Origin of the sequence: Pseudolysinimonas sp. (genome assembly GCF_044239695.1) — a bacterium.
Taxonomy (GTDB): domain Bacteria; phylum Actinomycetota; class Actinomycetes; order Actinomycetales; family Microbacteriaceae; genus Pseudolysinimonas_A.
This window is the reverse complement of the sequence record NZ_JBIIAW010000044.1, coordinates 1-23225: the sequence shown is the minus strand read 5'-3', so window position 1 is coordinate 23225 and position 23225 is coordinate 1. Positions and strand designations below refer to the sequence as shown.

Sequence of the window (23225 nt, the reverse complement as noted above, 5' to 3'; positions counted from 1 at the left end):
CCGCGGCATCCTGACTGCCGACCACGAGCTCGACGACGTCGCGCAGCAGATCGTCGCGGGAGGCGACCGCGTAGTGGAAGGAGGCCAACGACATCCCGGCTTCGGCGACGATCGCCCGGGTGGTCGCGGCGTGCACTCCGTCGCGGGCGATCACGGCGAGGGCGGCCTGCGCCAACGCGGCGCGGCGCTCGGTCGCGGCGATGCGCGGCATGGCCACACCCCCTTCGACGCCCGATCCGGAAAAGTGGGTCAAGCGTCCCAGACAGGCATCCGCAGGTCAACCCGACGCGAGAGCCGCTGTCATCGCGTTGAACCGCAACGGGATCGCACCGCGGAGATGCGCGACATCCTGGTCGCCGTTCTCGTCGCTCGGCTGGAGCACGGCGACCTGCTCCGTCCACGAGAGCCGCGTGCCGCCGGCATCCTCAGCGAACTCGACGGTCACGAGCGAGGAGATGCGCGGGATGTCGTCGATGATCGCGACGTAGGCGTAGACCACGCGTCGGTCGGTCTCGATGACGAGGTAGCTCGCGACGTTCTCCAGGCGCTCGACCCGGCCGTCGGGCATGCGGAACTCGGCGGTCGCGGCGCCCCCACCGCCGACACGGAAGTGGTGCGCGTAGGTCGCGCCCGAGCCGGGCATGCGGAACCAGCGTTGCCAGCGGGTCTCATCAGCGAACAGAGCGAACAGCTCGGCGGGGGGCGCATCGAAACGGCGCGTCAGGGTGAAGGAGTCGTGCCGAGTCACGTGCCCTCGCTGGGGTTCGAACCCAGACTGAGGCGATTTTAAGTCGCCTGCCTCTGCCAATTGGGCTACGAGGGCCTGGCTTCCGAGGGTAGTCAGGTGAGGCCGGCCGCGATCCGCAATTGCGCGAGCACATCGCTCGGGGTGCAGTTCTCGACCGCGACGCAGCTCAGCGATCCGCCTTCGACCGTGAACCGGATGGGCGCCGTGCCGGGAAGGTCGACGTCGCCGATCGGAAGAGTCACCTCACGCAGCTCGGTGCCGAGCGCTTCCACGAAGACGATCGAGCCGCGGAAGTCGGCCGAACTGCGGAGGGTGATCGCGAACTGCCCGTTCTCGCCGGGAGCGAGATTGAAGACCAGCGGGTTGTCGGGGAGGGTGGGGTCGGGCTGCACGTAGACGGCGGTCCGGCCGCTTGCCGGGTCGAGGCTCGCCGCTCGGAGGTTCGAGGTTCCGCCCCCGGTCTGGTCGCACGTCACCGCCACGGTCTCGGGAGGCGCGGGCACGACCTCGCCGTCGCCGCGGAAGTCCTTCAGACTCATCATCGCGCCCTCCTTCGCGGAGTTCGCGACGGAGACCAGGAACCGTTCCTCGAGCACGGTGCCGTTCGAGTCGAGCCACGCCAGCTGCGCGGCGTCGCAGGCCGACGCCGAGACCGGGAACTGCGCCCAGGCGGCGGTGAGCGGCACTGCGAACGTCGGCGCGAAGTCGGACTCGACCGACTCCACCGAGACGACCAGGGAGTCGAGTGTCGTCGCATCCCGAAAGACGAACGGCACGATCGAGATAACTCCGGTGATCGCACCGATGACCCCGACCGCGGCCGACACCACAGCCCAGGTGTGACGCCACCACGGCTTCTTCGCTGCCGGCTCCGGTGCAATGGGCGACGACGTCTTCGGCGTGACGGTCTTCGGCATGACGGTCTTCGGTGCAGACGTCGTTCGGCGCGCGTTCATCGACCTGTTTCGAGAATCTCGAGCCAGCGCTCGAGGGTGCAGCCCTCGAGCCAGACAGCCGGGTCGTCGCGGTTCTCGGTACAGGCCATCCCGTCCAGCGCCGACGACACCCTGAGATGCTGCTGGGGACGAGTCACCATCGGCGCGACGATATCGGCGGCCCCCGGCGACAGGTCGATGGTCGCGATCTCTCCGTCGACTTCGACCGTCGCGACGAATCGGCCGACGAAGTCGACGGTCTGGTCGTAGGAGAGATTCAACGTGCGCGTCTCGCCCGGACGGATGCCGAACACGACCGGATCTCCCGGCGTCGGAGCCACACCCGACGAGAAGTAGCAGCTGTCCTCGTACTGTGCGTAGCAGGCGTCATAGAGCGCGACCGGATCGACGCCGACGGTCATGTGCGCGTAGATGCCGTCGACGCCGGCACCGGAGCAGGTGTACCACGACACGGCGACGGTGTCGCCCGGCGGCGGCGTGAGCGAACCCTGGGCTCGGATATCTCGTACCGTGACCTCGGAACCCGAGCTCGCCGTGTTCGAGATCTGCATCGTGAGGTCGTGAGGCGGGATCACCGTTCCGTGAGTCCGCAACCATTCCATCTGATCAGGGGTCACACATCCCGGGAAGTTCGGATCGATCATCGCCCAGAGTTCCGCCCACGGGGCATCGACCGAGATGACGAATTCCTCGAACCCGTCGACCCGGGAATCGTCGACGCCGGCGCCGAGAGCCTTGGGGGCGAGCCCCGGATCGACCACTTCGAGTGCGGAGCCCGAGGCGCCCAGACCGGCCCCTTCTCCACTCGCTTGCTGGGTGTCGATCTGCACCGAGTCGACCGACGTGGTGCGCGTCGTCGCGACGAACACCAGCGGGATCACGATCGAGGCGATCCCGATGAGGGTGCCGATCGTCGCCGCGGCCGCAACCATTCGCTGCGGACCGCTCGCGCGACGCCAGGCGGCATCGAGGCGATGGGCCAACGTGACACGCTGGGGCGATTCGGGGGCGGGAAGCTGTGCGGGACCGTCGACGGGCACGGAACTCCTGAGATCTCGGGTCGGGCTGCGCGCATCACTCTGCTCGCGTGGAACCCCGAGAGCATATGACTCCCCGAAAATTAGCAGTTCTGCGAGGCCGCCGCGGACGGTACCCGTGGACCACGATCGGGGATCAGAAGGTCGCGACTCCGGCCGTGTATTCCATCGTGAATCCGCCGCCGGCCGCGTTCGTGCATCGAACCCCGGCGGCGAGATTGATGACGCAGGTGAACTCGCCGTTCACGACCGGGACGTCGTAGGGAACGCTCGCGGTCAGGGCGGGGCGCGCCGCGAGGCACGGCCAGTACGTCTTCTCCGCGGTGACCCCGATGGCGACGCCTTCAGCCGCACAGTCCTCCGCGGGCTCGGCGTAGCGGATGCCGCCCTGGTGGCAATACGCCGCGCCGCCGTCGATGTGACACCTCAAGTTGCCGGACGGGCTCGAGAAGTCGATCGGGACGACCACCGGCGCGGGGTCCGGTTCCGCGGTCGGCACGTCGGAGGGGGCACTGGATGCCGGCGGGGACGGCTGCGCCTCGACGCTGGTCTCCGCTCCGAGGATCGTGACCCCGACCGCGATTCCGATGCCGGCGGGTACCAGCAACGCCAGCACCGCGAGGAGCCCCACGAGGATGCTGCGGCCGCGCGGTTTCACTGCCGGGGTACCCGGCTCGGGAGTCGTCATCGCCGGAAGTTTACTGAGGTCGACACCGCGCCTCGGCAACTCCCCGGTGAGGGCGTCAGACCTTCGGGCGGGCGGCGAACTCGGCGAAACCGGCGCGCGGAGTGTCGCGGGCCGGGATGCCGACGGTGTCGCGACGCGTCAGGAAGTTGATGACGTAGTTGCCGAAGATGCGCACCTTGCGCTCCCACATCGGCATCGCCAGGCCGTGGTAGCCGCGGTGCATCACCCAGGCGATGAAGCCCTTGAACGCGATCGGGCCGTTCTGGAAGACGCCGTAGTAGAGCCCGATGCCAGCGACGGCACCCTGGTTCTTGTGCCGGTACTCGGCCGGCTTCTCGCCGCGGATGTCGGCGACGAGGTTCTTCGCGAGCAGCTTGCCCTGGCGCACGGCGTGCTGGGCGTTCGGCACGGTGAACCCGCCGACGCCCTGGTTCGGGACGAGGTCGGGAACCGCCGCGACGTCACCGCAGGCCCAGGCGTCGGGGACGATGCCGGTGTCGTCGATGACGCGGAGGTCGGCCTGCACGCGGATACGACCGCGCTCCTCGAGCGGGAGGTCGGTGTTGCGCACGACCGGGTTCGCCATGACGCCGGCGGTCCACATGATGGTGTCCGACTCGAACGTCTCGCCGGTGGAGAGCTCGATGATCCCGTCGACGGCGCTGGCCAGCTGGGTGTCGAGGTGCACCTTCGCGGCGCGCTGCTCGAGGTTCTTGATCACCCAGAGGCTCGTCTTGTGCGACACCTCGGGCATGATGCGACCCATCGCCTCGATGAGGTGGAAGTGGGTGTCGTCGATCGTGAGGTTCGGGTACTGACGCAGCAGGGCGCTCGCGAACGACCGCACCTCGCCGAACAGCTCGATGCCGGCGAAACCGCCGCCGACGACGACGAAGGTGAGGAGCCGGTCGCGCTGCGGTCCGGGCGGGAGGTTGGAGGCCTTGGCGAAGGCGTCGGCGACCCGGTCGCGGATCGCCATCGCCTCTTCGATGTTCTTGAGGCCGATGGCCTGGTCGGCGACGCCCGGGATCGGGAACGTGCGCGTCACGGCGCCGGCGGTCATCACGAGGGTGTCGTACTCGACTTCCCACGGCTCGCCCAGGGCGGGCGTGATCGTGACCTTCTTGTTCGCGTGGTCGACGTTGCTGACCTTCGCGGTGATCACGGTGGTCTTCTTCAGGTGACGACGGTGCGAGACGAGGGCGTGGCGCGGGTCGATGTTTCCGGCCGCGATCTCGGGCAGGAACGGCTGGTACGTCATGTACGGCAGCGGGTCGACGATGGTGACCTGGGCCTCGTTACGGGCCAGGTGCTTCTGCAGCTTCTTGGCCGTGTAGAAGCCGGCGTAGCCGCCGCCGACGATCAGGATCTTGCGCACGATGATAGGACTCCTCGCTGGAATACGACCAATCTACCGCGAACGCGGAGGTCGGAATCGCCGCACGGCCCCGACGGCGAGCGTGGCGCCGCCGACCGCGAAGAGCAGCAGGACGAGCACCGGGATGCCGACCAGCTGCAGGGTCACGACGCTCGGCAGGAGGGTGCCTGTCGGGTCGCTCGCCCGGGACTCGCGGCGCGCCTCCGGCGTGGGGACGACGATCTCCGCAGGGACCGGTGTCGCGTCGGCACGGCGGTTGATGCGCACCCACTCGGCGAGGTCCCCCATCGGGTTCGCCTCGACCGCCGGCACCTCCGTGGACACCGCCGCGGCGGCATCCACGTAGCCGTAGCCGTAGGTGAAGTCGGCGCCGGGCGGTCCGGCGTCCCGCGCGGTGGCGACGACGCGGTTGATCACGTTCGCGGCGTCGAGATCGGGATGCGCGGCCCGCACGAGCGCCACGATCCCGGCGACGATCGGGGTCGCCCCGCTCGTCCCCGCCCAGGTGACGTCGCGTCCGGTCGGGGTCACGCCGACGAGCCGCTCGCTCGGTGCGGCCACGCCGATCGTGATGCCCTGCGCCGAAGCATCCCAGGAGGCGGCGCCGTTCTCGTCGACGCCGCCGACGGTCAGCACCCCGGGCATCGTCGCCGGTGCTCCGACTTCGACCGTGCCGCTGCCCCGGTTGCCCGCCGCGGCGACGATCACGACGTCGTTCTCGGCGGCGTGCAGGAACGCCTCGTCCCAGCTCTCCGGCCAATCCAGGGTGTTGCGCGTCAGCGACATGTTGATGACGTCGGCACCGTTGTCGACCGCCCAGGTGACGGCGGCGGCGATCTGCGCGTCGGAGTCGACGGCGCCCTGCCCGAAGCCCACCGAGATCGCGAGGATCGAGGCCTCGGGCGCCGCGCCGATCACGCCCGAGTTCGACCCGGTCCCCCGGCCCGCGGCGAGGGAGGCGACGAGGGTGCCGTGCTGGCCGTCCTCGCCGACGGGGGTCTGACCGTCGGATGCGCCGAGGCCGGAGAAGTCCGCTCCCCCGATGACGGCACCCCGCAGCTCGGTGATCCCGCCGGCGACCCCGGTGTCGATGATCGCGATCGTGACGCCGGCACCGCGCGTGACCGACCAGGCCGACCGGATGCCGTAGTCGTCGAGCCAGTACTCCCGATCGCGGATGGCGTCGCGCGACGCGGCGTGCGCCGGAGTGCCGGCGAGCGCGGCGACGACGATCACCAGGAGCGCGAGCCCCCGGGTCAGTCGAGCGCGGCGCCCGGCTCCGCGCATTCGCATCGCTCAGGCGACCAGCTGCACAGCTCGAGTGCGCGATCGCCGATCGGGTTGAGCCCTGGGCCCGCCGCGAGAGCGTGCCCGGCGAGCGCATGGAGGCACTTGACCCGGTCGGGCATCCCGCCCGCGGAGAACCCGGCGATCTCGTCCACGGCGTCGATCGCATCCCGGTCGGCGAGGTAGCTCGCGTGGGCGGCCCGGTAGGCGTCGGCGACGTCGGGCTCGCCGAGGGTCGCCTGCAGTTCCGCCATCACCCCGGTCGCTTCGAGCGTCGAGATCGCGGCCGTCGCGGCCGGGTGGGACAGGTAGTAGAGCGTCGGGAACGGCGTGCCGTCGGGCAGCCGCGGGGAGGTCGCGACGACCGTCGGGTTGCCGCACACGCAGCGCGCGGCAATGCCGATCACCCCGCGCGCGGGGCGACCCAGCTGCGCGGAGACGACGGCGATCTCGGATGCCGTGGGCGCGGGGAACGGCGGACGCATCAGCCGCCCTGCTCGGGGCTCTCGAGCTGCGCAGGCGCGGCATCCGTCAGCCCCGCCTCGTAGACGGTGGACAGCAGCGCGCGCACCCAGTCGACCTGGGTGGTCTGGATCTCGTCGCTGATCGGCAGCCCGCCCTCGCCGGGGAGGTCGTCGTCGCCGATCACGAGGAAGGTGATGTCGCCCGGGTAGACGTAGTACAGCCGGTCACGGGCCTGCGCCTCGATGTACGCCGGGTCGCTCCAGCGGTCGATCTCGGCGTTGAGGTCGTCGACGTCGGTCTGCGCGGCCTCGACCTCCGCCCGCAGCTGGGCGATCTGCTGCTGCTGCTCGACGAAGGTCTTCAAGCTCGGCGCGAGCACGACGAGCGCCGCCACGACGAGCAGGAGCATTGACAACGCGAACCCCGAGAGCCGGAAGTTGCGCAGCCAGGCGGCCGCGCGCGGCTCCTCGGCCACGTCGGTCTCGCGCGCGCGTTCACGCAGCGGTCGAGATGCCCGGGCCATGCCTCCAGGGTAGGCGGACGGCATCCCGACCCGCTCCCCAGCACGCCGCGGCCGGGCGAACCGCCGGCGATGTGCGCCGTTCAGGAAAAGCGAGCCGCTCGCGACCGCCGCCGCGCGATTGAGCCGGTTCTTCCTGAACGGCGCACATCGACGAACGTCGACGAGAACGACGAGACGCGGAAACCCCCGCCCGGCGAACCGGACGGGGGTGACGAAAGGATGCGCTGCCGCTACGCCTTGGCGCGGGGGAAGGCCGAGCGGCCGGCGTAGACGGCGGCGTCGCCGAGCTCCTCCTCGATGCGGAGCAGCTGGTTGTACTTCGCGACACGGTCGCTGCGGGCCGGGGCGCCGGTCTTGATCTGCCCGCCGTCGACGGCGACCGCGAGGTCGGCGATCGTGGTGTCCTCGGTCTCGCCGGAACGGTGGGACAGGATGGCGGTGTACCCGGCGCGCTGCGCGAGGGCGACGGCATCCAGGGTCTCGGTGAGCGTGCCGATCTGGTTGACCTTCACCAGGATCGAGTTCGCCGCCCCGAGGTCGAGGCCCTTCTGCAGGCGCACCGGGTTGGTGACGAAGAGGTCGTCGCCGACGATCTGCACCTTGTCGCCGAGGGCCTGCGTGAGGTGCACGTAGCCCTCCCAGTCGTCTTCGGCCAGCGGGTCCTCGATCGAGGCGAGCGGGTAGTCGGCGACGAGCCCGGCCCAGAACTCCGTGAGCTGCTCGCCGGAGAGCTTCTGGTTCTCGAACGAGTACACGCCGTCGGCGAAGAACTCGGTGGCGGCGACGTCGAGGCCGAGCAGGAAGTCCGTGCCGGCCGTGAAGCCGGCGGTGCTGATCGCCTCGAGGATGAAGTCGAGCGCGGCGCGGGCCCCGGGCAGGTCGGGGGCGAAGCCGCCTTCGTCGCCGAGGCCGGTCGACTGGCCCTTCTTCTTCAGGCCCGACTTGAGCGCGTGGTAGACCTCCGAGCCCCAGCGCAGGGCGTCGGCGAACGTGTCGGCGCCGACCGGGAGCACCATGAACTCCTGGATGTCGAGGGCGGTGTCGGCGTGCGCGCCACCGTTGATGATGTTCATCAACGGCACCGGGAGGGTGTGCGCGTTGGGTCCGCCGAGGTAGCGGAAGAGCGGCAGGTCGGCCGAGTCGGCGGCGGCCTTGGCCACGGCGAGCGAGACCCCGAGGATCGCGTTGGCGCCGACCTTCGACTTGTTGTCGGTGCCGTCGGCGGCGATCAGCTCGGCGTCGATGAGGCGCTGATCGGGGGCGTCGAAACCTTCGATCGCCGGGCCGAGCACGTCGAGCACGCCTTCGACGGCCTTGAGCACGCCCTTGCCGCCGTAGCGGTTCGCGTCGCCGTCGCGCAGTTCGTAGGCCTCGAAGGCGCCGGTCGAGGCACCCGAGGGGACGGCCGCACGGGCCACGGTTCCGTCTTCGAGGAGCACCTCGACCTCGACGGTGGGGTTTCCCCGGGAGTCGAGGATCTCGCGGGCTCCGACGGCTTCAATGGCGGACATGTCATTCCTAACGTGTGGGGTGTGGGGCTGGTGGCGTGCCCGGGTCGATCTTAGGACTCGCTGGACAACGGCCGGAGTTCGAGGGATGCCAGCGCGGCGCCCGCGGAGACGAACGCGAAACGGGTGAACCCCTCGACCGCGAGGGCATCCAGCGTCGGTTTCACGTTCTTCGGCTTCACGACGAGCCGCACCCGAGACCCGCCGGCGATCAGCTCGCTCTTCAGGGTCAGCAGCTCCGCGAGCGGGATGTCGGAGTCGTGGAGGAGGGCGACGGCATCCGTTCCCGCGTCGGCCGGGAGCTCGACGAGGTCGACGAGCCGCTCGAAGCCGAGCGAGAACCCCGTGGCGGGGACATCGGTGCCGAGGAAGCGGCCGATCATGCCGTCGTAACGGCCGCCGCCGCCGAGCGAGTACGGCACCGACGGGTGGGCGAGCTCGAAGATCGGGCCGGTGTAGTAGCCCATGCCTCGCACGAGGAACGGGTCGAACTGGAGCAGCCCCTCCCCCGCGGCCGAACCGCGCGCCGCCGCGACGGCCTCGCCGATCGCGACGAGTCCGGCGACCGCCTCGGGGTGCGGGTCGTCGGGGAGGGCCTTGCGGATCGCGGCCTCGCCGAACGGCAGGAACTCCCTGGTCTGCGGGCGCCGGAAGAACGCCTCGAGCGCGTCGACCGCCGACGGTGTGAAGCCGCGCTCGCGCAGCTCGGCGAGCACCCCGTCGTGCTGGATCTTGTCGAGCTTGTCGATCGTGATGAGCGCGCCGTCGTACTCGGTCTCGGCGAATCCGAGGGTGGCGAGCATCCCGGTCAGCAGACGGCGGTCGTTCACCCGCACGAACGCGCCCTCGAGGCCGAGGGCATCCACCGTCGCCAGCGTCGCGACGAGCAGCTCGGCTTCGGCGCGCGGCCCGGGCTCGCCGAGCACGTCGATGTCGCACTGCACGAACTGCCGGTAGCGGCCCTTTTGCGGACGCTCGGCCCGCCACACGGGCGCGATCTGGATGCTGCGGAAGACGCTCGGCAGCTCGGCGCGGTGCGACGCGTAGAAGCGCGCGAGCGGCACCGTGAGGTCGAAGCGCAGGCCGAGGTCGGCGAGGTCGAGCGGCTCCCGCGCGGCCTGGAGGTCGTCGTGCGTGAGACCGCGCTTGAGGATGCCGAACGCGAGCTTCTCGTTGTCGCCGCCGAGACCGGCGTGCAGGCGCTCGGAGTCCTCGGCGACCGGGGTCTCGATCTCGTCGAAGCCGTGGCGGCGGTAGACCCCGCGGATGACCGCGAGGATCGCCTCGCGCCGGGCCTTCTCGGCGGGGAGGAAGTCGCGCATGCCGCGCGGGGGGTTGACCTGCTGTGCCACGTGATCAGTCTGCCAGCCGGGCGAGGGCCTTCCCGATCCGCGAGACACCGAACTCGAACGCGCGCTCCACGTCACCGCCGAGCTGGAAGGAGCCGGCGAGTTCCATCGCGATGAAACCGGTGGCCCAGGCGGTGACCGTGCGGGCAGCCTCGAGCGCATCGTCGGGTCCCGCGAGCTCGGCGGTCAGCGCGAAGAGCGCGGCCGTCGCGCGCGCGAGGCTCTCCGGCGCGAGGGCCACGCCCGAGGGCGGGGCGAAGATCAAGCGGTAGCCGGCCGGCCGCTCGTGCGCGAACCGGCGGAGCGTGCGGGCGAGGTCGGCGAGGCGGAGCACCGGGTCTCCCCCGGCACTCGCGGTCGCGACGGCGTCGAGCCGCTCGGCGAGCTCGGCGACCGTGGATTCCGCCACCAGCCGCAGGAGGTCGTCGCGGCTGCGGACCCGCTTGTAGAGGGACGGAGCACGCACGCCGACGCGGTCGGCGACGGAGCGCATCGAGAGGCCCTCGGCACCGTCGGCTTCGAGGAGGTCACGGGCGGCGTCGACGATCTCGTCGAGCGACGTACGGTCGGGGGTCGGCATCCTGGCTCCTTCGGCTGCGCTCCAGTATAGCTATTGACAGTAGCCATGATGGCTACGTATCGTAGCCATCATGGAACTCGCTCCGGGACTTCACCGCATCGGTAACGACATCGTCGCCCTCCACCTCGTCGTCACCGACGACGGCATCACCCTCATCGACGCCGGCCTTCCGGGCCACTGGCGTGAATTCCGCCAAGAGCTCGCGAGCCTCGGGCGCGACCTCGCCGACGTGCGCGGGGTGGTGCTGACGCACGGCGACTCCGACCACATCGGGTTCGCCGAACGACTCCGCCGCGATCACGGGGTGCCCGTGTACGTGCACGAGGCCGACGCCGACCGGGCGACCGGAGCCAAGCCGCCGGCGACGCCCGCCGACCCGCGCCGACTCGGGCCGGTGCTCGGCTTCGCCTGGTACGCGCTTCGCCGCGGCGGGTTGCGCGCCCGTCACCTCACCGAGGTCGTCCGGGTGCGGGGTGGCGACATCCTCGACCTTCCCGGGTCGCCTCACGTCGTCGCCCTTCCCGGCCACTCGCCGGGAAGCATCGCGGTGTACGTCCCGGAGGTCGGCGCGCTCTTCGTGGGCGACGGGCTGACCACACGCAGCGTTCTGACCGGCGTCTCCGGTCCGCAGCCGGCACCGTTCACCGACGACCGGGAGCAGGCGCTGCGCTCGCTCGACGCCCTCGACGGCATCGAGGCGGCATGGGTGCTGCCCGGGCACGGGGCCCCGTGGACCGGCGGCGTCGCCGAGCTCCGACGCCGGGTCACCGACGCGGCGCGCTGAGAGTCAGGCGCGGCGGCGTCCCCGCACGACGAGGATGCCGGCCCCGCCCGCCAGCAGCACGGCGGCGACCGCGAGGAGCCACCACGAGACCTGGGCGCCCGTCGCGGGCAGAGTCGGGGCGGTCGGCGTCGAGGTGACATCCTCGAGCACGAACAGTGACGGCGTCTCGGTGGTGGCCTGCGCGCTGAAGTAGATCTTGCCGCCGTACTCGACCAGGCCGGTCGGGAAATCGCCGACCGAGTCGAGCTCGGTCAGTGTGGTGCCGTCCCAGGTGTGCAGTGTCGGGTTTCCGCCGGTGCCCTGCGCCCGGAGGTATAAGGTGCCGTCGCTCGCGACGAACTGCGGACAGCCCGAGGGGATCGTCGGCGTCACCGGAGCCTCGCTCGCCGCCACCGAGACGGTCGCCGAGAACATCCGACTGGAGCCGTCGTTGCCGACGTAGTACAGCGTCCCGGCGTCTTCGACGAAGCAGCCGACGAGGTCGGCGGTGCCGAGCTGGCTGAACGCGGTGCCGTCCCAGGTGTAGGCGGTGTCGTCGTCGCCCGCCGTCGCCTGCCCATCGAAGGCGAGCACCCCGCTCAGGGTGCGCAACCCGTCGACGTTGACCGGTGCGCCGGCTTGCACCACCTGTGTGAAGGCGGTGCCGTCGAAGGTCCACAGCACGCGTGCCGTTCCCACCGTCAGCGCGACGTCGCCGGTCGGGGCGAGCGCGATCTCCTTCACGTCGGTCGGCGGACCCGCTTCGACGACCGTCGTCGTGCCGTCCGTGCGGGTGAGGAGTTCGGAGCCGACCGCGCCGGAGAGGAAGTAGAGCGTGCCGCCGACGACCACCGGGTCGCGGCCGTCCGCCGTGTACTGACTGAGCGTGGTGCCGTCGAACCGCCACAACTCCGCGGCGTCCGCATTCGTGACCGGACCGCCGACCATCCACAGGTCGCCGAGGTATTCGACGAAGTCGCGCGGGCTCTCGGGGGCTCCGGGAATCGTGGTGAACGTCGTGCCGTCGAAGCTCTGGAGCCCGTTCTCGGAGCCGAGGTAGAGCAGCCCGCCGTACTCGGTCAGGGACGCGACCAGTTCGCCGCCGGCCACCTCCGAGACGACCGGTGCGGCGTGGGCGGGAAGCGCCGAGCCGAACACGAGGGCGCCGACCGCGACAGCAGCCGTGAGGGCGCGCACGAACGGGCGGCGGCTGCGGGGGGTCGGCACCGTCCGAGTATAACGATGGCAATGCAATCGTGATACTCAATCACCCGTGGGGCGGGCAGCCGAGTCCTTGCACGACGCGCGCCCAGTAGTCGACCTGCGCGACGGTCGTCACCAGCACGACGATCTCGCGCTCGGTGAAGTGGTCGCGCAGGCGCTCCCCGGTCTCGCGCGGGATGTCGAGCGGGGTCGCGACGAGCAGGCGCGCGTAGGAGATCGCGAACCGCTCCGCCTCGTCGAGAGTCGCGACCTCGGAGGCGTCGCGCCGGCCCTGCACGACGGCGAGTTCGTCCTCGGTGAGGTACTGCTCCCAGTCGCGGCCGTTGAACCCGATGCAGAACGGGCACTCCACGGCCGACGACACCGTCATCCGCACGATCTTCAGCATCCGCCGGTCCATGCGACCGACCTCGTCAGCCACGAGCGACTCCATCACGCCGGCCCCGATCGCGGCCTTCGGATACCAGGTCAGCAGTCGGGCGACGAGGACGTCCTCGCCGGTGACGCGACGCGACACCCAGAGGCCGAAGCGCAGCAGCGTCGGGATGCGACGCGGCGGGGCGAGGAACGCCGGCGCGGTCACGAGGGGTCGAGCGGGCGGTCGTCGGCGTGCCGCGAGAGATGGCGCGCGTAGCGTTCGGTGAGTTGCACCATCAGGTCGGGCGTCGTGCGGTCCAGCCCGAACACGTAGCCGGGGAAGTCGAGCTGCGACTGTCGCGCCCAGATCTCGTCGTGCCGGTCGGGCGGGAACATCTCGGCCGGATCCCCGACCGCCACCCAGGCGATCGGCACCGTCGACTCCGGGGGCAGCACCGTGCGCAGGTGCACGACGGCGTTGATGCGCACCTCGCTGCGGTCGCCGATGACGGCCCCGTTGAAGACCCGCGCGCCGGTCGCGATGAAGACCTCGTCACCGATGCGCGCCCCCGAGATCGACGCGAGGGGTCCGACGAGGCAGTGGTCGCCGATCTTCAGCGGGTCGGACGAACTGGCCCGCAGCACGGCGTTCTCCATGACGATGACGTGCTCACCGAGCACGATCGGGCCGCCCTCGGCGCTGATCACCGCGCCGTGCAGCACCTGGCAGTCGGCACCGATCGTCACGTCGCCGCTCACGACGGCTCCCGGGGCGACGACGGCGTCGGGATGGACCTTCGGGGCGACCCCGAGATGTTCGACGAGCATGCTGGGACGCTACGGGAGCGTGCGCGGCGTGAACAGAGCCAGACCGATTCCCCCGGACAGCAGCACGGCGACCGCGGGCGCGACTCCGCCGACCAGGATCGGGTCGAGGATGAAGGCGGCGATGGCCGCGAGCACCGCGATCCCGGCGACGACGACGAGCACACCCACCGCTCGCCGCACGATCGCGGCGCGCAACACGACGACCCCGAACAGCACGAGCAGCGCTCCGGTGACCGCGGCGAGAAGACAGGCGACCGGCGGAATGACCGCGACCGGCGGAACGGGGACGACGCTGACGACGACGACCGCGATGATCTCGAGGAGGGCGTCGAGAAGGAGCACCGCCGCGCTGCCGAAGGTCACGAGCACCGGGAACGCGGTGTGACGCCCGGCGAGACCGGTGCGGCCGATCAGAAGGATGGCGAGGGCCAGGAACGCCTGCTGCACCGCGACGAGGACGATCGCCCCGATCGCCAGTTCGTCGCCGAGGCGCGGGACCGTGGCGAGCGCGGCGGCGGCGAGCACCGACACCACGACGACGATCACGCCGACACGGCGGCTGAGGAGGGGTGCGGGGATCTGGGACATCGGATTCAGTATGGCGTCACGCCTCCGCGGCCGTGACCCGTTCTCTCACCTGGCGGAGTGCTCCGCGCAGGGCGCGTTCGGCATCCAGCCCCTGCGCGCGCGATCCCGCGACGAGGGCGAGCAACTGCGCTCCGAGCTCCTCTTCGGTCGTGGGGACGCGCGCGGCCTCGACGACGACCCCGACCTTGGCCGCGCGACCGAGCACCTTGTCGGCGAGCGCGAGGCCGGGCATCCCGGCGGGGATCCCGTCGAGCACGCTCGTGCGGTGCGATTTCTCGACGGCCTTGATCGCTTCCCAGTTGGCGACGACGGCATCCGGGGTGTCGGCGACCACGTCCCCGAAGACATGCGGATGCCGCCCCACCATCTTCTGCGTCATGTGCGCGGCGACGTCCTCGAGGGTGAACCGTCCCTCCTCGGCGGCGATGTCGGCGTGGAACAGCACCTGGTAGAGCACGTCGCCGAGTTCCTCCACCATCTCGGTGTCGTCGCCGGCCTCGATCGCCTCGACCAGTTCGGCGCTCTCCTCGACGAGGTACTGCACGAGGCTCGCGTGGGTCTGGTCGCGGTCCCAGGCGCAGCCGCCCGGCGCGCGCAGGCGTTCCATCGTCGCGATCAGTTCGTCGAGGCGGGGATGCGGGGCTGCCGTCATCCCCTCATCCTGCCCGCTACGCCGGGTCGGTTTCGGCGGTGACCGCGTCGGCGCGTGGACGCGGCATACGCGGCATCGCGATCGCCGAGAGCAGCAGCACGATCGCGACGACGGCAGTCGCCACGAAGACCGCTCCCGCCGCGGCCGACATCGTGCCGGCATCCGTCTCGTCACCTCCGAGGCTGAGGATGACCCCGTTGGCGATCGCGCCGAGCACCGCCGCCCCGAGCGACTGGCCGATCGAGCGGAAGAACATCTGCGTCCCCGTCACGACACCGCGCTCGTCCCAGCCGACGCTGGACTGTGCCGCGACGAGACTCGAGATCGCCGAGAACCCGAATCCCGTGCCGATCACGAAGCAGATCACGGCGACCAGCCAGACCGACGGCGCGAGAGTCGACAGCGCGAGGGCGGAGATGCTCAGCACGAGGATGACCCCGCCGAGGATCGTCGTCGGACGGAATCCGACGCGCAGGTACAGCCGGCCCGCGAAGGTCGCCGCGACCGGCCAGCCGATCGTCAGGGCTCCGAGGGCGAGGCCCGCGATCAGCGGCGGTGTGCCCGTCGTCACGGTCAGGAAGGTCGGAACGAACTCGGTGAGACCGATGAGGGCGGCGCCCAGGGCGAAGCCGAGCACGTTCGTCGTCGACAGCAGCCGGCGAGACAGCACCCAGAACGGCAGAATCGGCTCGGCCGCGCGCCGCTCGCCGAGGATGAAAGCCACGAGCAAGACCCCGCCGACGCCGAACACCGAAAGGCTCGCGATCGAGTCCCACGCCCAGCCGGTGCCGCCCTGGAGCACTCCGAGGATGAGCAACGTCATCGACGCCGTGAGCAGCACGGCGCCGGCGTAGTCGATCCGATGTCGCTGCCGCTCGACTCTCTCGGTGAACCGCGACCAGATCATCCAGCCGGCGAGCAGGCACAGCGGGATGTTGACGAAGAAGATGCCGCGCCAGGCGTCGAACTGGGCGAAGACGCCGCCGAGGGTCGGGCCGACGACCGCGGCGATCGCCCACACGCTCGCCATGTAGCCCTGCACCCGGGCCCGTTCCTCGAGCGTGTAGATGTCGCCGACCATCGTGATCGCCATCGGCAGCACCGCGCCGGCACCGATGCCCTGCACGGCGCGGAAGGCGATGAGGCTCGGCATGTCCCAGGCGAACCCGGCGAGGATCGACCCGAGCAGGAACAGGGCGATCCCCCAGAGCATGATCGGCTTGCGCCCGATCGTGTCAGCGAGTTTCGCGTAGACCGGCACCGTGACCGCCGACGCGAGCAGGTAGACCGAGAACAGCCAGGGGAACTGGCTGAAGCCGCCGAGGTCGTCGACGATCGACGTCACCGCGGTCGCGATCACCGTCGAGTCGATCGCCACGAGGCCCGTCGAGAGCATCATCGCGATGAGGAGCGGTCCTCGCTCCGAGCGGAACCCCACGGCTGTCGTCACTCGCCCTAGCCAACCACTCGGCGAGCGCCGGCGCTGACCCGCGGGGGATGATGGACCGGTGGACGCCGCTGCTCTCGCCCTTCTCGGCGTCGTCGTCGCCGTGCTCCTCTGGCGGGCGCTCATGCGCGAGCGGCGCGACTACGCGCGCTTCAAACGGATGCGGTCCACCGTCGCCCGGCAGAAGGTCTACCGCCGCTGGGCGATCGAGGCGGCCGTCTCGCTGGGCGGCCTCTCGCTCGCGACGATCGTCGGGGCGTGGGCATCCGTCGCCCCCGTACTGGCCGAGGCCCAGCGATGGGCGCCGATCGCCGCCGTGCGCTCGTTCCTCGGCGAGCCCTACGGAGCGGGGGTCGCGATCGCCGTCGCGGTGATCCTCGTCGTCGGCCTGGTCCTGCCGGTGATCCTCATCCGCGACTCGATCGACGAAGCCCCGACGGTGGGCGACATCCGGGCACTCCTCCCCCGCACTCGCGGCGAGCTGCGCTACGGGGTCGCCCTGTCGGTCAGCGCGGGCGTCTTCGAGGAGCTGCTGTTCCGGCTCGGACTTCCCGCCCTCGTGTTCGCCGTGACCGGCAACGCCGTCGCCGCCTTCCTGGGGGCGACCCTGCTGTTCGGGCTGCTTCACCTCTACCAGGGTCCGCTCGGCATCCTGTTCTCGACGCTGCTCGGCGCGGTGTTCGTGGTCCTGTACCTGGTGACCGGGTCGATCGTCGTGCCGGTCCTGCTGCACGCGCTCATCGATCTGCGGTCGATGGTGCTCATCCCGATCGTTCTGGGCAGAGCCTGGGCGAAGCCCTGACCGTCGGTCGTCGGTGGAATGCTGGCGGCATGTTGACGTTCGGCAGTTCCTTCAGCGGCTTCTCCGTGAACGACCATGCGGCGGCGCTCGCCTTCTACCGCGACACCCTCGGCCTCTCCGTCGAGGACACCGGGATGGGGCTCGCGGTGCAGCTGCCCGGCGGCGGTCACGTCTTCCTCTACCCGAAGCAGAACCACGAGCCCGCGACCTTCACGGTGCTCAACTTCGAGGTCGACGACATCGACGCCGCCGTCGCCGAGCTCGAGGCCGCCGGCGTGACGCTCGAGCGCTACGCGGGGATGCCGCAGGACGAGAAAGGCGTGATGCGCGGAAAGGCCACGGGCAACGGGCCCGACATCGCGTGGTTCACCGACCCTGCGGGCAACATCCTCTCGGTTCTCGCTGGTTGACGAGAACCGCCGGTTGAGCAGCCGCGAAGCGGCGTGTCGAAACCACCGGCCGAAGTACCTCGCGGGCCCGGTTTCGACACGCGCCCGTTGGGCGCTGCTCAACCGACGGTCGGGGCGATGGCGGGTGGGGTGGCCTGGGGCGTCTCGCCGAAGAGGGCGGTGAGCACGCCGCCGACCCAGGCGATCAGGTCGGCGTCGGTACCCTGCGGCAGCGGGATGCTGAGCGCCTTCGCCGCCGCGAACTCCCGGGCTCCCGGGTACATGCGCTTGAGGCGCAGCTGCTTGGAGTCGGGCAGCTCAGCGGGGGCGATGCGCAGGTTGCCGCCGACGGCGACGACATCCGACAGTCCCGCCTTGATGGCCTGACGCCGCAGCCGGGAGATCGCGACGAGGTTCTGCACGGCATCCGGCAGGTCGCCGTAGCGGTCGGTGAGCTCCTCGGCGACAGAGTCGATGGCGTCATCCGGCGACGCGGGCGCGGCCGCCGTCGAGAGCTTCTGGTACGCCTCGAGCCGCAGTCGCTCGCTCTCGAGGTACTCCTCGGGGATGCGGGCATCCACCGGCAGTTCGAGCCGCAGCTCGGTCTGCCCTTCGGCGACATCGCCGCGGAAGGTCGCGACCGCCTCGCCGATCATGCGCAGGTAGAGGTCGAACCCGACCCCCGCGATGTGGCCCGACTGCTCCCCGCCGAGCAGGTTGCCGGCGCCGCGGATCTCGAGGTCCTTCAGCGCCACCTGCATCCCCGACCCGAGTTCGGTGTTCGCGGCGATCGTCTCGAGGCGGTCCTGCGCGACTTCGCCCAGCGGCTTGTCGTCGGAGTAGAGGAAGTAGGCGTAGGCGCGCTCCCGGCCGCGTCCCACGCGTCCGCGGATCTGGTGCAGTTGCGACAGGCCGTACTTGTCGGCGGCGTCGATGATCAGGGTGTTCGCGTTGGCGATGTCGATGCCGGTCTCGATGATCGTCGTCGAGACGAGCACGTCGAACTTGCGCTCCCAGAAGTCGACGATCACCTGCTCGAGCACGCTCTCGGAGAGTTGCCCGTGGGCGACGGCGATGCGCGCCTCGGGCACGAGGTCGGCGAGCTGCGCCGCGACCCGGTTGATCGACGACACCCGGTTGTGCACGAAGAACACCTGACCTTCGCGCAGCAGTTCGCGCCGGATGGCGGCACTGACCTGCTTCTCGTTCCACGGCCCGACGAAGGTGAGGATCGGATGCCGGTCCTCCGGCGGCGTCGCGAGGGTCGACATCTCGCGGATGCCGGTGACCGCCATCTCGAGCGTGCGCGGGATCGGGGTCGCCGACATCGCCAGGATGTCGACGTTCGTCTTCAGCTTCTTGAGTGCATCCTTGTGCTCGACGCCGAAGCGCTGCTCCTCGTCGATGATGACCAGGCCGAGGTCCTTGAAACGGATGCCGTCGCTGAGCAGTCGATGGGTGCCGATGACGACATCCACCTCTCCCGTCGCGAGACCCTCGATCGTCTCCTTCGACTCCTTCGCGGTCTGGAACCGGCTGAGCGCGCGGAGGTGCACGGGGAAGCCGGCGAACCGTTCGGCGAAGGTCTCCATGTGCTGCCGCACGAGCAGCGTCGTCGGCACGAGCATCACGACCTGCTTGCCGTCCTGCACGGCCTTGAACGCGGCGCGCACGGCGATCTCGGTCTTGCCGTAGCCGACGTCGCCCGAGATGAGGCGGTCCATCGGGATCGGCCGCTCCATGTCGGCCTTCACGTCGTCGATCGTGACCAGCTGATCGGGGGTCTCGGCGAACGGGAACGCCTCCTCCAGCTCGCGCTGCCAGGGGGTGTCGGGCGGGAACGCGTGCCCCTGGCTCGCCATCCGCGCGGAGTAGAGCTTCACGAGTTCGACGGCGATGTCGCGCACGGCCTTGCGGGCCTTGCCCTTCGCGGCGGCCCAGTCCGAACCGCCCATCTTCGACAGCGCCGGGGCCTCGCCGCCGACGTAGCGGGAGAGGAGGTCGAGCTGGTCGGTCGGCACGCTCAAGCGGTCGGGCGCGCCGCCGCGCTTGCTCGGCGCGTACTCGATGACGAGGTACTCGCGCGTCACCTTGGCGTGCGTCGTGCCGAGCGGTCCGCGGGCGGTGCGCTCCCCCGACGCGACCTCGCGCGAGATGAGTTCGACGAAACGGCCGATGCCGTGGGTCTCGTGCACGACGAAGTCGCCGGCCTTCAGCTGCAGCGGGTCGACGACGTTCTTGCGCCGACTGGCGAGCTTGCCGCGGGCACGCTGGTCGATCGCGGCGGCGCGACCGTAGAACTCCGCCTCGGAGAGCACGGCGATCTTCTCGTCGGGCAGCGCGAAGCCGGCCTCGATCGTCGCCTGCTCGACGGCCGGCTCGACCCCCGCCTGGGCCAGCACGTCACGCGCGCGTTCGACCATGCCGGTGCCGGCGGCGGTGACCGTGACCTCCCAGCCGTCGCGCACGAGGGCGGCGACGTGATCGACGGCGCCCTCGACCTGCCCGGCGAAACTGGGGATCGGGATGCCGGGAACGCGCACGACCTCGTCGGCGTCGGAGTCGAAGGGACTGAACGTCCACCAGGTGCGCGGGGCGGCGGCGGCTCGGAGCTGGCTCACCGTCAAGAAGTCGCCGCGGTCGAGGCTGATCGGCGCCTTCGCCCCGGCCGTCGCCGCGCTCCAGGCCGCGTCGAGGAACTCGCGGTTCGTCTCGGCGAGACTCAGCGCCCGGGTCGCGACACGTTCCGGACTCAGGATCGCGACCGCGGCATCCCCGGGCAGCAGGTCGGTGAGCGGCACGAGGTCACCGACGAGGGCGGGAGCGAGCGACTCCATCCCCTCGACCGGGATGCCTTCGGCGATCTTCGCGAGCATCCCCTCGAGGCTCGGGAACTCGCGCTCCATCTCCTTCGCGCGCTGGCGCACCTCCGGGGTGAGCAGCATCTCTCGGCTGGGCAGCAGATCGACGCGCTCGAGTTCGCCGTCGAGGGAGCGCTGGTCGGCGACCGAGAAGGCCTTGAGCGTCTCGATCTCGTCGCCGAAGAAGTCGGCGCGCACGGGATGCTCGGCATCCGGCGGAAAGACGTCGAGAATGCCGCCGCGCACCGCGAACTCGCCGCGGCGGGTGACGAGGTCGACCCGGGCGTAGGCGAGTTCGGCGAGCCGCAGCGAGAGGGCGGCGAGGTCGTAGCCGCGGCCGCCCTTCGTGAGCACGATCGACTCCACATCGACCAGCCCCGGGACGACGGGCTGCAGCGCGGCCCGGACAGTGGTGACGACGACGAGGTGACCCTCGCGCTTCGCTGCCCAGCGGCCCATCTCGCGCAGGGCGCTGAGGCGTCGGCCGACGGTCTCGGCGCTCGGGCTCAGACGCTCATGCGGCAGGGTCTCCCAGGCCGGGAAATCCAGCACCGTCGCCGTCGGCAGGTAGGCGCGCATCGAGCCGATGACGGCATCCACCTCGCGGCCCGTCGCGGTGACCGCGAGCACCGCCTGCGCGTCGCCGCGGGCGCTGAGCAGGGTGGCGAGCACCGGCACCCGCAGCCCCTCGACCATCGAGAAGTCGGCATCCTTCTCACGGAACCGCAGAGCGGTTTCGAGCGCGCGGGCGTGCGCCAACCCCGGAATCAACGCGTGCAGACCCACTCGTTCGAGCTTACGGCGCTCCCCCGACCTCCGCTTCCGCGGGTTGAGTGCCCGCGCAGCGGGTGTATCGAAACCCAACCAGGGTCACCCGCCGGTGGGCCTCGATACACCGACCGCTGCGCGGTCGGCACTCGACCCGCGAGGGGTGTCGGTCAGTCCTTCGGGGCGTGCACCCGCTGCTGCGCGGGGAGGAGCCCGTCGGCGAGCACCAGCTCGACGGCGTCCGCGGCGTCGGCGATGAGGTTCGGCAACGTCTCCCGCTCCACCTTCGAGAACGGCGAGAGCACGAAGTCGGCGGGATCCTGCCGACCGGGGGGCCGTCCGACGCCGACGCGCACGCGCACGAAGTCGGGGCCCGCGACGGCGATGATGTCGCGCACGCCGTTGTGACCGCCGGGACCGCCGCCGGTCTTCAGCCGGACGGTGTCGTAGGGCAGATCCAGCTCGTCATGGATGACGATGAGCCGCGAGGCGTCGAGCGAGTAGAACTTCAGCAGTCCGGCGACCGGGCGGCCGGAGAGGTTCATGAACGTCGAAGGCACGGCGAGCGCGATCCGGTCGCCGCCCGGGCGCACCCGCACCTCGGCGACGGTCGCGCCCGCCTTGTGCACCTTGAAGGTGCCGCCGAGCCGGGATGCCAGCTCGGCGACGACCATCTGGCCGACGTTGTGACGGTGGCCGGCGTAGCCGGGCCCGGGATTCCCGAGCCCGACCACGAGCCAGCGATCGTCGGCCACGTGCGGGAGTTACTCCGCGGCGTCGGCAGCCGGGGCGTCGCCCTCGGCCGCGGCGCCTTCGGCGGCCTCGCCCTCGGCGGCCTCGGTCTCCTCGGACTCGCCCAGGTCGGCCTCGGTCTCGCCGGTGATGCCGACGATGAGCACCTCGGGGTCGGTGATGAGGGTCGCGCCGGCGGGCAGCTTGACGTCCTTCGCGAGGATCTGGCTGCCTTCGCGAAGACCCTCGATGCTGACGGTGACGCTCTCCGGGATGTGGGTCGCCTCGACCTCGAGGGAGATCGTGTTGGCGTCCTGGTTGACGCTCGTCGCGGGGGCCGACTCGCCCTCGAGGTGCACCGGGATGTCGACGGTGACCTTCTCGCCCTTGCGCACGACGATGAGGTCGAGGTGCTCGATGATCTGGTGCACCGGGTCCTTCTGCACGTCCTTCACGAGGGCGAGCTGGCTCGTGCCCTCGATCTGCAGGTCGAGCACCTGGTTGGCCTTGCGGATGATCAGCGCGGTCTCGTGACCCGGGAGCGCGACGTGGCGCGGCTCGGTGCCGTGTCCGTAGATGACGGCGGGGATCTTGCCGGCGGCGCGGAGGCGACGGGCGAAGCCCTTGCCGAACTCGGTGCGCACCTCGACGGTGAGCGAGTTGTCGCCGGCCGCGTCGGCCTTGGCGGCCTTGGCGGCCTTGTTCTCCTTGGCGGTAGCCATGGTGGTACTCCTTGATCGAGGGCGTGAGCCCAATCTGATTAGTCTGTTCAACTCGAACGCACGAAAGCGCGAGGAAGACCTGGGGCCACCCCACCGCGTCGATCACGGCTCCGAGTGTCGGAGCCCTCGCCGAAGTTCAGTGGCCCATGTTACAGCGCCTCGGAGCGCTCCGAAACCTCGTACGGTCCGCGCACCGCTCCGCCGGCCGCCGCGGCGAGGAAGGTCACACCCGCGACCATCAGCAGACCGTAGCTGGCGATGAAGCCGCCCGGGATCGGAACCGTGGCTGCTGGCGAGGCGAAGAGAAAGATGCCGGCGATGAGCACCAGGGCTCCGGCGAGGATCCCGCCGATCGAGGACCACCGCAAGAGGATGCCGGCGAGGCCGGCGAGCACGCCTCCCGCGACGGTGACCGTCGCGAGCGTGCCGTCGTAGCGGAACATCGTGAGGATCTCCCGCACGAAGGTGCCGCCCGCCAGGATGAGCACCGCCGCGGTGCCGAGGAGTCCGAGCGTGCTCAGCGTCGCCGACACCGACACGGCCGTGGTGCTGGAACGCCCGGCGAGCCGTCGC

At 70.6% G+C, this 23225-nt stretch carries 24 protein-coding genes, 1 tRNA gene and 1 pseudogene; 3 read left to right on the top strand and 23 right to left on the bottom strand.

All coding sequences use genetic code 11. The annotated features are described in order from the left end of the window. The 13 genes and pseudogenes from ACILQS_RS08585 to ACILQS_RS08525 all read right to left on the bottom strand — a co-directional run. Positions 1–211: TetR family transcriptional regulator (locus ACILQS_RS08585; RefSeq protein WP_395639704.1), on the bottom strand; the 211-nt coding region annotated here is incomplete at its 3' end. Between the two features lie 66 nt (positions 212–277). Further along, the gene (locus tag ACILQS_RS08580; protein ID WP_395639703.1) at positions 278–748 is read right to left on the bottom strand and encodes an SRPBCC domain-containing protein; all 471 of its coding nucleotides are present in this window, start codon (positions 746–748) and stop codon (positions 278–280) included. Position 749: 1 nt separating this feature from the next. Continuing rightward, positions 750–823: transfer RNA gene (locus ACILQS_RS08575), tRNA-Leu, on the bottom strand. Positions 824–840: 17 nt separating this feature from the next. Continuing rightward, positions 841–1665, bottom strand: a complete 825-nt coding sequence (locus tag ACILQS_RS08570; protein WP_395639702.1) for a hypothetical protein — start codon at positions 1663–1665, stop codon at positions 841–843. 35 nt (positions 1666–1700) lie between these two features. Beyond that, positions 1701–2687, bottom strand: a complete 987-nt coding sequence (locus tag ACILQS_RS08565) for a hypothetical protein (protein ID WP_395639701.1) — start codon at positions 2685–2687, stop codon at positions 1701–1703. Positions 2688–3240: 553 nt separating this feature from the next. Continuing rightward, positions 3241–3429: pseudogene (locus ACILQS_RS08560) on the bottom strand (hypothetical protein); the annotation flags it as partial. A gap of 55 nt (positions 3430–3484) precedes the next feature. Then, on the bottom strand, positions 3485–4807 hold the full coding sequence (locus ACILQS_RS08555) for an NAD(P)/FAD-dependent oxidoreductase (protein WP_395639700.1): 1323 nt from the start codon (positions 4805–4807) through the stop codon (positions 3485–3487). Between the two features lie 33 nt (positions 4808–4840). Then, on the bottom strand, positions 4841–6100 hold the full coding sequence (locus ACILQS_RS08550; protein ID WP_395639699.1) for a S8 family serine peptidase: 1260 nt from the start codon (positions 6098–6100) through the stop codon (positions 4841–4843). Then, positions 6064–6582 carry a DUF501 domain-containing protein gene (locus ACILQS_RS08545; protein WP_395639707.1) on the bottom strand — a complete coding sequence of 173 codons (519 nt, stop codon included), beginning with the start codon at positions 6580–6582 and terminating at the stop codon, positions 6064–6066. The genes ACILQS_RS08550 and ACILQS_RS08545 overlap by 37 nt, the downstream gene beginning before the upstream one ends. Further along, positions 6579–7082 carry a septum formation initiator family protein gene (locus ACILQS_RS08540; RefSeq protein WP_395639698.1) on the bottom strand — a complete coding sequence of 168 codons (504 nt, stop codon included), beginning with the start codon at positions 7080–7082 and terminating at the stop codon, positions 6579–6581. Before ACILQS_RS08540 ends, ACILQS_RS08545 begins: the two co-directional genes overlap by 4 nt. Before the next feature lie 230 nt (positions 7083–7312). Continuing rightward, a complete protein-coding gene (gene eno, locus ACILQS_RS08535; protein ID WP_395639697.1) occupies positions 7313–8593 on the bottom strand; it encodes a phosphopyruvate hydratase in 1281 nt (426 codons plus the stop codon). Between the two features lie 50 nt (positions 8594–8643). Beyond that, positions 8644–9912, bottom strand: a complete 1269-nt coding sequence (locus ACILQS_RS08530; protein WP_395639706.1) for a histidine--tRNA ligase — start codon at positions 9910–9912, stop codon at positions 8644–8646. Between the two features lie 34 nt (positions 9913–9946). Beyond that, positions 9947–10519: a TetR/AcrR family transcriptional regulator gene (locus ACILQS_RS08525; protein ID WP_395639696.1), complete on the bottom strand. Its 573-nt coding sequence runs from the start codon at positions 10517–10519 to the stop codon at positions 9947–9949. A gap of 70 nt (positions 10520–10589) precedes the next feature. On the opposite strand from ACILQS_RS08525, the gene ACILQS_RS08520 reads away from it, so the two are divergent. Next, a complete protein-coding gene (locus ACILQS_RS08520) occupies positions 10590–11303 on the top strand; it encodes an MBL fold metallo-hydrolase (RefSeq protein ID WP_395639695.1) in 714 nt (237 codons plus the stop codon). 3 nt (positions 11304–11306) lie between these two features. Here the strand turns inward: ACILQS_RS08520 and ACILQS_RS08515 are convergent, their stop codons facing one another. Genes ACILQS_RS08515 through ACILQS_RS08490 form a run of 6 tightly spaced genes read right to left on the bottom strand, consistent with a single transcriptional unit; the run spans position 11307 to position 16330 of the window. Continuing rightward, positions 11307–12509, bottom strand: a complete 1203-nt coding sequence (locus tag ACILQS_RS08515) for an LPXTG cell wall anchor domain-containing protein (protein ID WP_395639694.1) — start codon at positions 12507–12509, stop codon at positions 11307–11309. Between the two features lie 40 nt (positions 12510–12549). Continuing rightward, positions 12550–13089, bottom strand: coding sequence for a carboxymuconolactone decarboxylase family protein (locus ACILQS_RS08510; RefSeq protein WP_395639693.1), 540 nt, complete (start codon positions 13087–13089; stop codon positions 12550–12552). Then, entirely contained in the window at positions 13086–13691 is a 606-nt protein-coding gene (locus ACILQS_RS08505; RefSeq protein ID WP_395639692.1) for a gamma carbonic anhydrase family protein, read from the bottom strand. The genes ACILQS_RS08510 and ACILQS_RS08505 overlap by 4 nt, the downstream gene beginning before the upstream one ends. Positions 13692–13700: 9 nt before the next feature. Further along, the gene (locus ACILQS_RS08500; RefSeq protein WP_395639691.1) at positions 13701–14279 is read right to left on the bottom strand and encodes a hypothetical protein; all 579 of its coding nucleotides are present in this window, start codon (positions 14277–14279) and stop codon (positions 13701–13703) included. A gap of 16 nt (positions 14280–14295) precedes the next feature. After that, positions 14296–14931: a YabN family protein gene (locus ACILQS_RS08495; RefSeq protein ID WP_395639690.1), complete on the bottom strand. Its 636-nt coding sequence runs from the start codon at positions 14929–14931 to the stop codon at positions 14296–14298. A gap of 16 nt (positions 14932–14947) precedes the next feature. Then, positions 14948–16330: an MFS transporter gene (locus ACILQS_RS08490; RefSeq protein WP_395639705.1), complete on the bottom strand. Its 1383-nt coding sequence runs from the start codon at positions 16328–16330 to the stop codon at positions 14948–14950. Positions 16331–16439: 109 nt separating this feature from the next. On the opposite strand from ACILQS_RS08490, the gene ACILQS_RS08485 reads away from it, so the two are divergent. Continuing rightward, positions 16440–17180 (top strand): CPBP family intramembrane glutamic endopeptidase, encoded by a 741-nt coding sequence (locus tag ACILQS_RS08485; RefSeq protein ID WP_395639689.1) that lies wholly within the window; start codon positions 16440–16442, stop codon positions 17178–17180. A gap of 29 nt (positions 17181–17209) precedes the next feature. After that, positions 17210–17590, top strand: coding sequence for a VOC family protein (locus tag ACILQS_RS08480; RefSeq protein WP_395639688.1), 381 nt, complete (start codon positions 17210–17212; stop codon positions 17588–17590). A gap of 98 nt (positions 17591–17688) precedes the next feature. On the opposite strand, the gene mfd is transcribed toward ACILQS_RS08480, so the two are convergent. The 4 genes from mfd to ACILQS_RS08460 all read right to left on the bottom strand — a co-directional run. Further along, positions 17689–21216: a transcription-repair coupling factor gene (gene mfd, locus ACILQS_RS08475; protein WP_395639687.1), complete on the bottom strand. Its 3528-nt coding sequence runs from the start codon at positions 21214–21216 to the stop codon at positions 17689–17691. A gap of 152 nt (positions 21217–21368) precedes the next feature. Next, complete coding sequence (gene pth / locus ACILQS_RS08470; RefSeq protein ID WP_395639686.1) at positions 21369–21953, bottom strand: aminoacyl-tRNA hydrolase; 585 nt, start codon at positions 21951–21953, stop codon at positions 21369–21371. Between the two features lie 9 nt (positions 21954–21962). After that, positions 21963–22652 carry a 50S ribosomal protein L25/general stress protein Ctc gene (locus ACILQS_RS08465; protein WP_395639685.1) on the bottom strand — a complete coding sequence of 230 codons (690 nt, stop codon included), beginning with the start codon at positions 22650–22652 and terminating at the stop codon, positions 21963–21965. Between the two features lie 149 nt (positions 22653–22801). Continuing rightward, positions 22802–23225 (bottom strand): hypothetical protein (locus tag ACILQS_RS08460; protein ID WP_395639684.1); only part of this gene is annotated, 424 nt, incomplete at its 5' end.

What these genes read in the sequence shown, in the direction of transcription:
- ACILQS_RS08570 (WP_395639702.1), bottom strand. Translation starts at nt 1,665, where the DNA reads ATGCCGAAGACCGTCACGCCGAAGACGTCGTCGCCCATTGCACCGGAG.
- ACILQS_RS08550 (WP_395639699.1), bottom strand. Translation starts at nt 6,100, where the DNA reads ATGCGAATGCGCGGAGCCGGGCGCCGCGCTCGACTGACCCGGGGGCTC.
- ACILQS_RS08540 (WP_395639698.1), bottom strand. Translation starts at nt 7,082, where the DNA reads ATGGCCCGGGCATCTCGACCGCTGCGTGAACGCGCGCGCGAGACCGAC.
- eno (WP_395639697.1), bottom strand. Translation starts at nt 8,593, where the DNA reads ATGTCCGCCATTGAAGCCGTCGGAGCCCGCGAGATCCTCGACTCCCGG.
- ACILQS_RS08530 (WP_395639706.1), bottom strand. Translation starts at nt 9,912, where the DNA reads ATGCGCGACTTCCTCCCCGCCGAGAAGGCCCGGCGCGAGGCGATCCTC.
- ACILQS_RS08525 (WP_395639696.1), bottom strand. Translation starts at nt 10,519, where the DNA reads ATGCCGACCCCCGACCGTACGTCGCTCGACGAGATCGTCGACGCCGCC.
- ACILQS_RS08520 (WP_395639695.1), top strand. Translation starts at nt 10,590, where the DNA reads ATGGAACTCGCTCCGGGACTTCACCGCATCGGTAACGACATCGTCGCC.
- ACILQS_RS08505 (WP_395639692.1), bottom strand. Translation starts at nt 13,691, where the DNA reads ATGCTCGTCGAACATCTCGGGGTCGCCCCGAAGGTCCATCCCGACGCC.
- ACILQS_RS08500 (WP_395639691.1), bottom strand. Translation starts at nt 14,279, where the DNA reads ATGTCCCAGATCCCCGCACCCCTCCTCAGCCGCCGTGTCGGCGTGATC.
- ACILQS_RS08495 (WP_395639690.1), bottom strand. Translation starts at nt 14,931, where the DNA reads ATGACGGCAGCCCCGCATCCCCGCCTCGACGAACTGATCGCGACGATG.
- ACILQS_RS08490 (WP_395639705.1), bottom strand. Translation starts at nt 16,330, where the DNA reads ATGATGCTCTCGACGGGCCTCGTGGCGATCGACTCGACGGTGATCGCG.
- ACILQS_RS08480 (WP_395639688.1), top strand. Translation starts at nt 17,210, where the DNA reads ATGTTGACGTTCGGCAGTTCCTTCAGCGGCTTCTCCGTGAACGACCAT.
- ACILQS_RS08465 (WP_395639685.1), bottom strand. Translation starts at nt 22,652, where the DNA reads ATGGCTACCGCCAAGGAGAACAAGGCCGCCAAGGCCGCCAAGGCCGAC.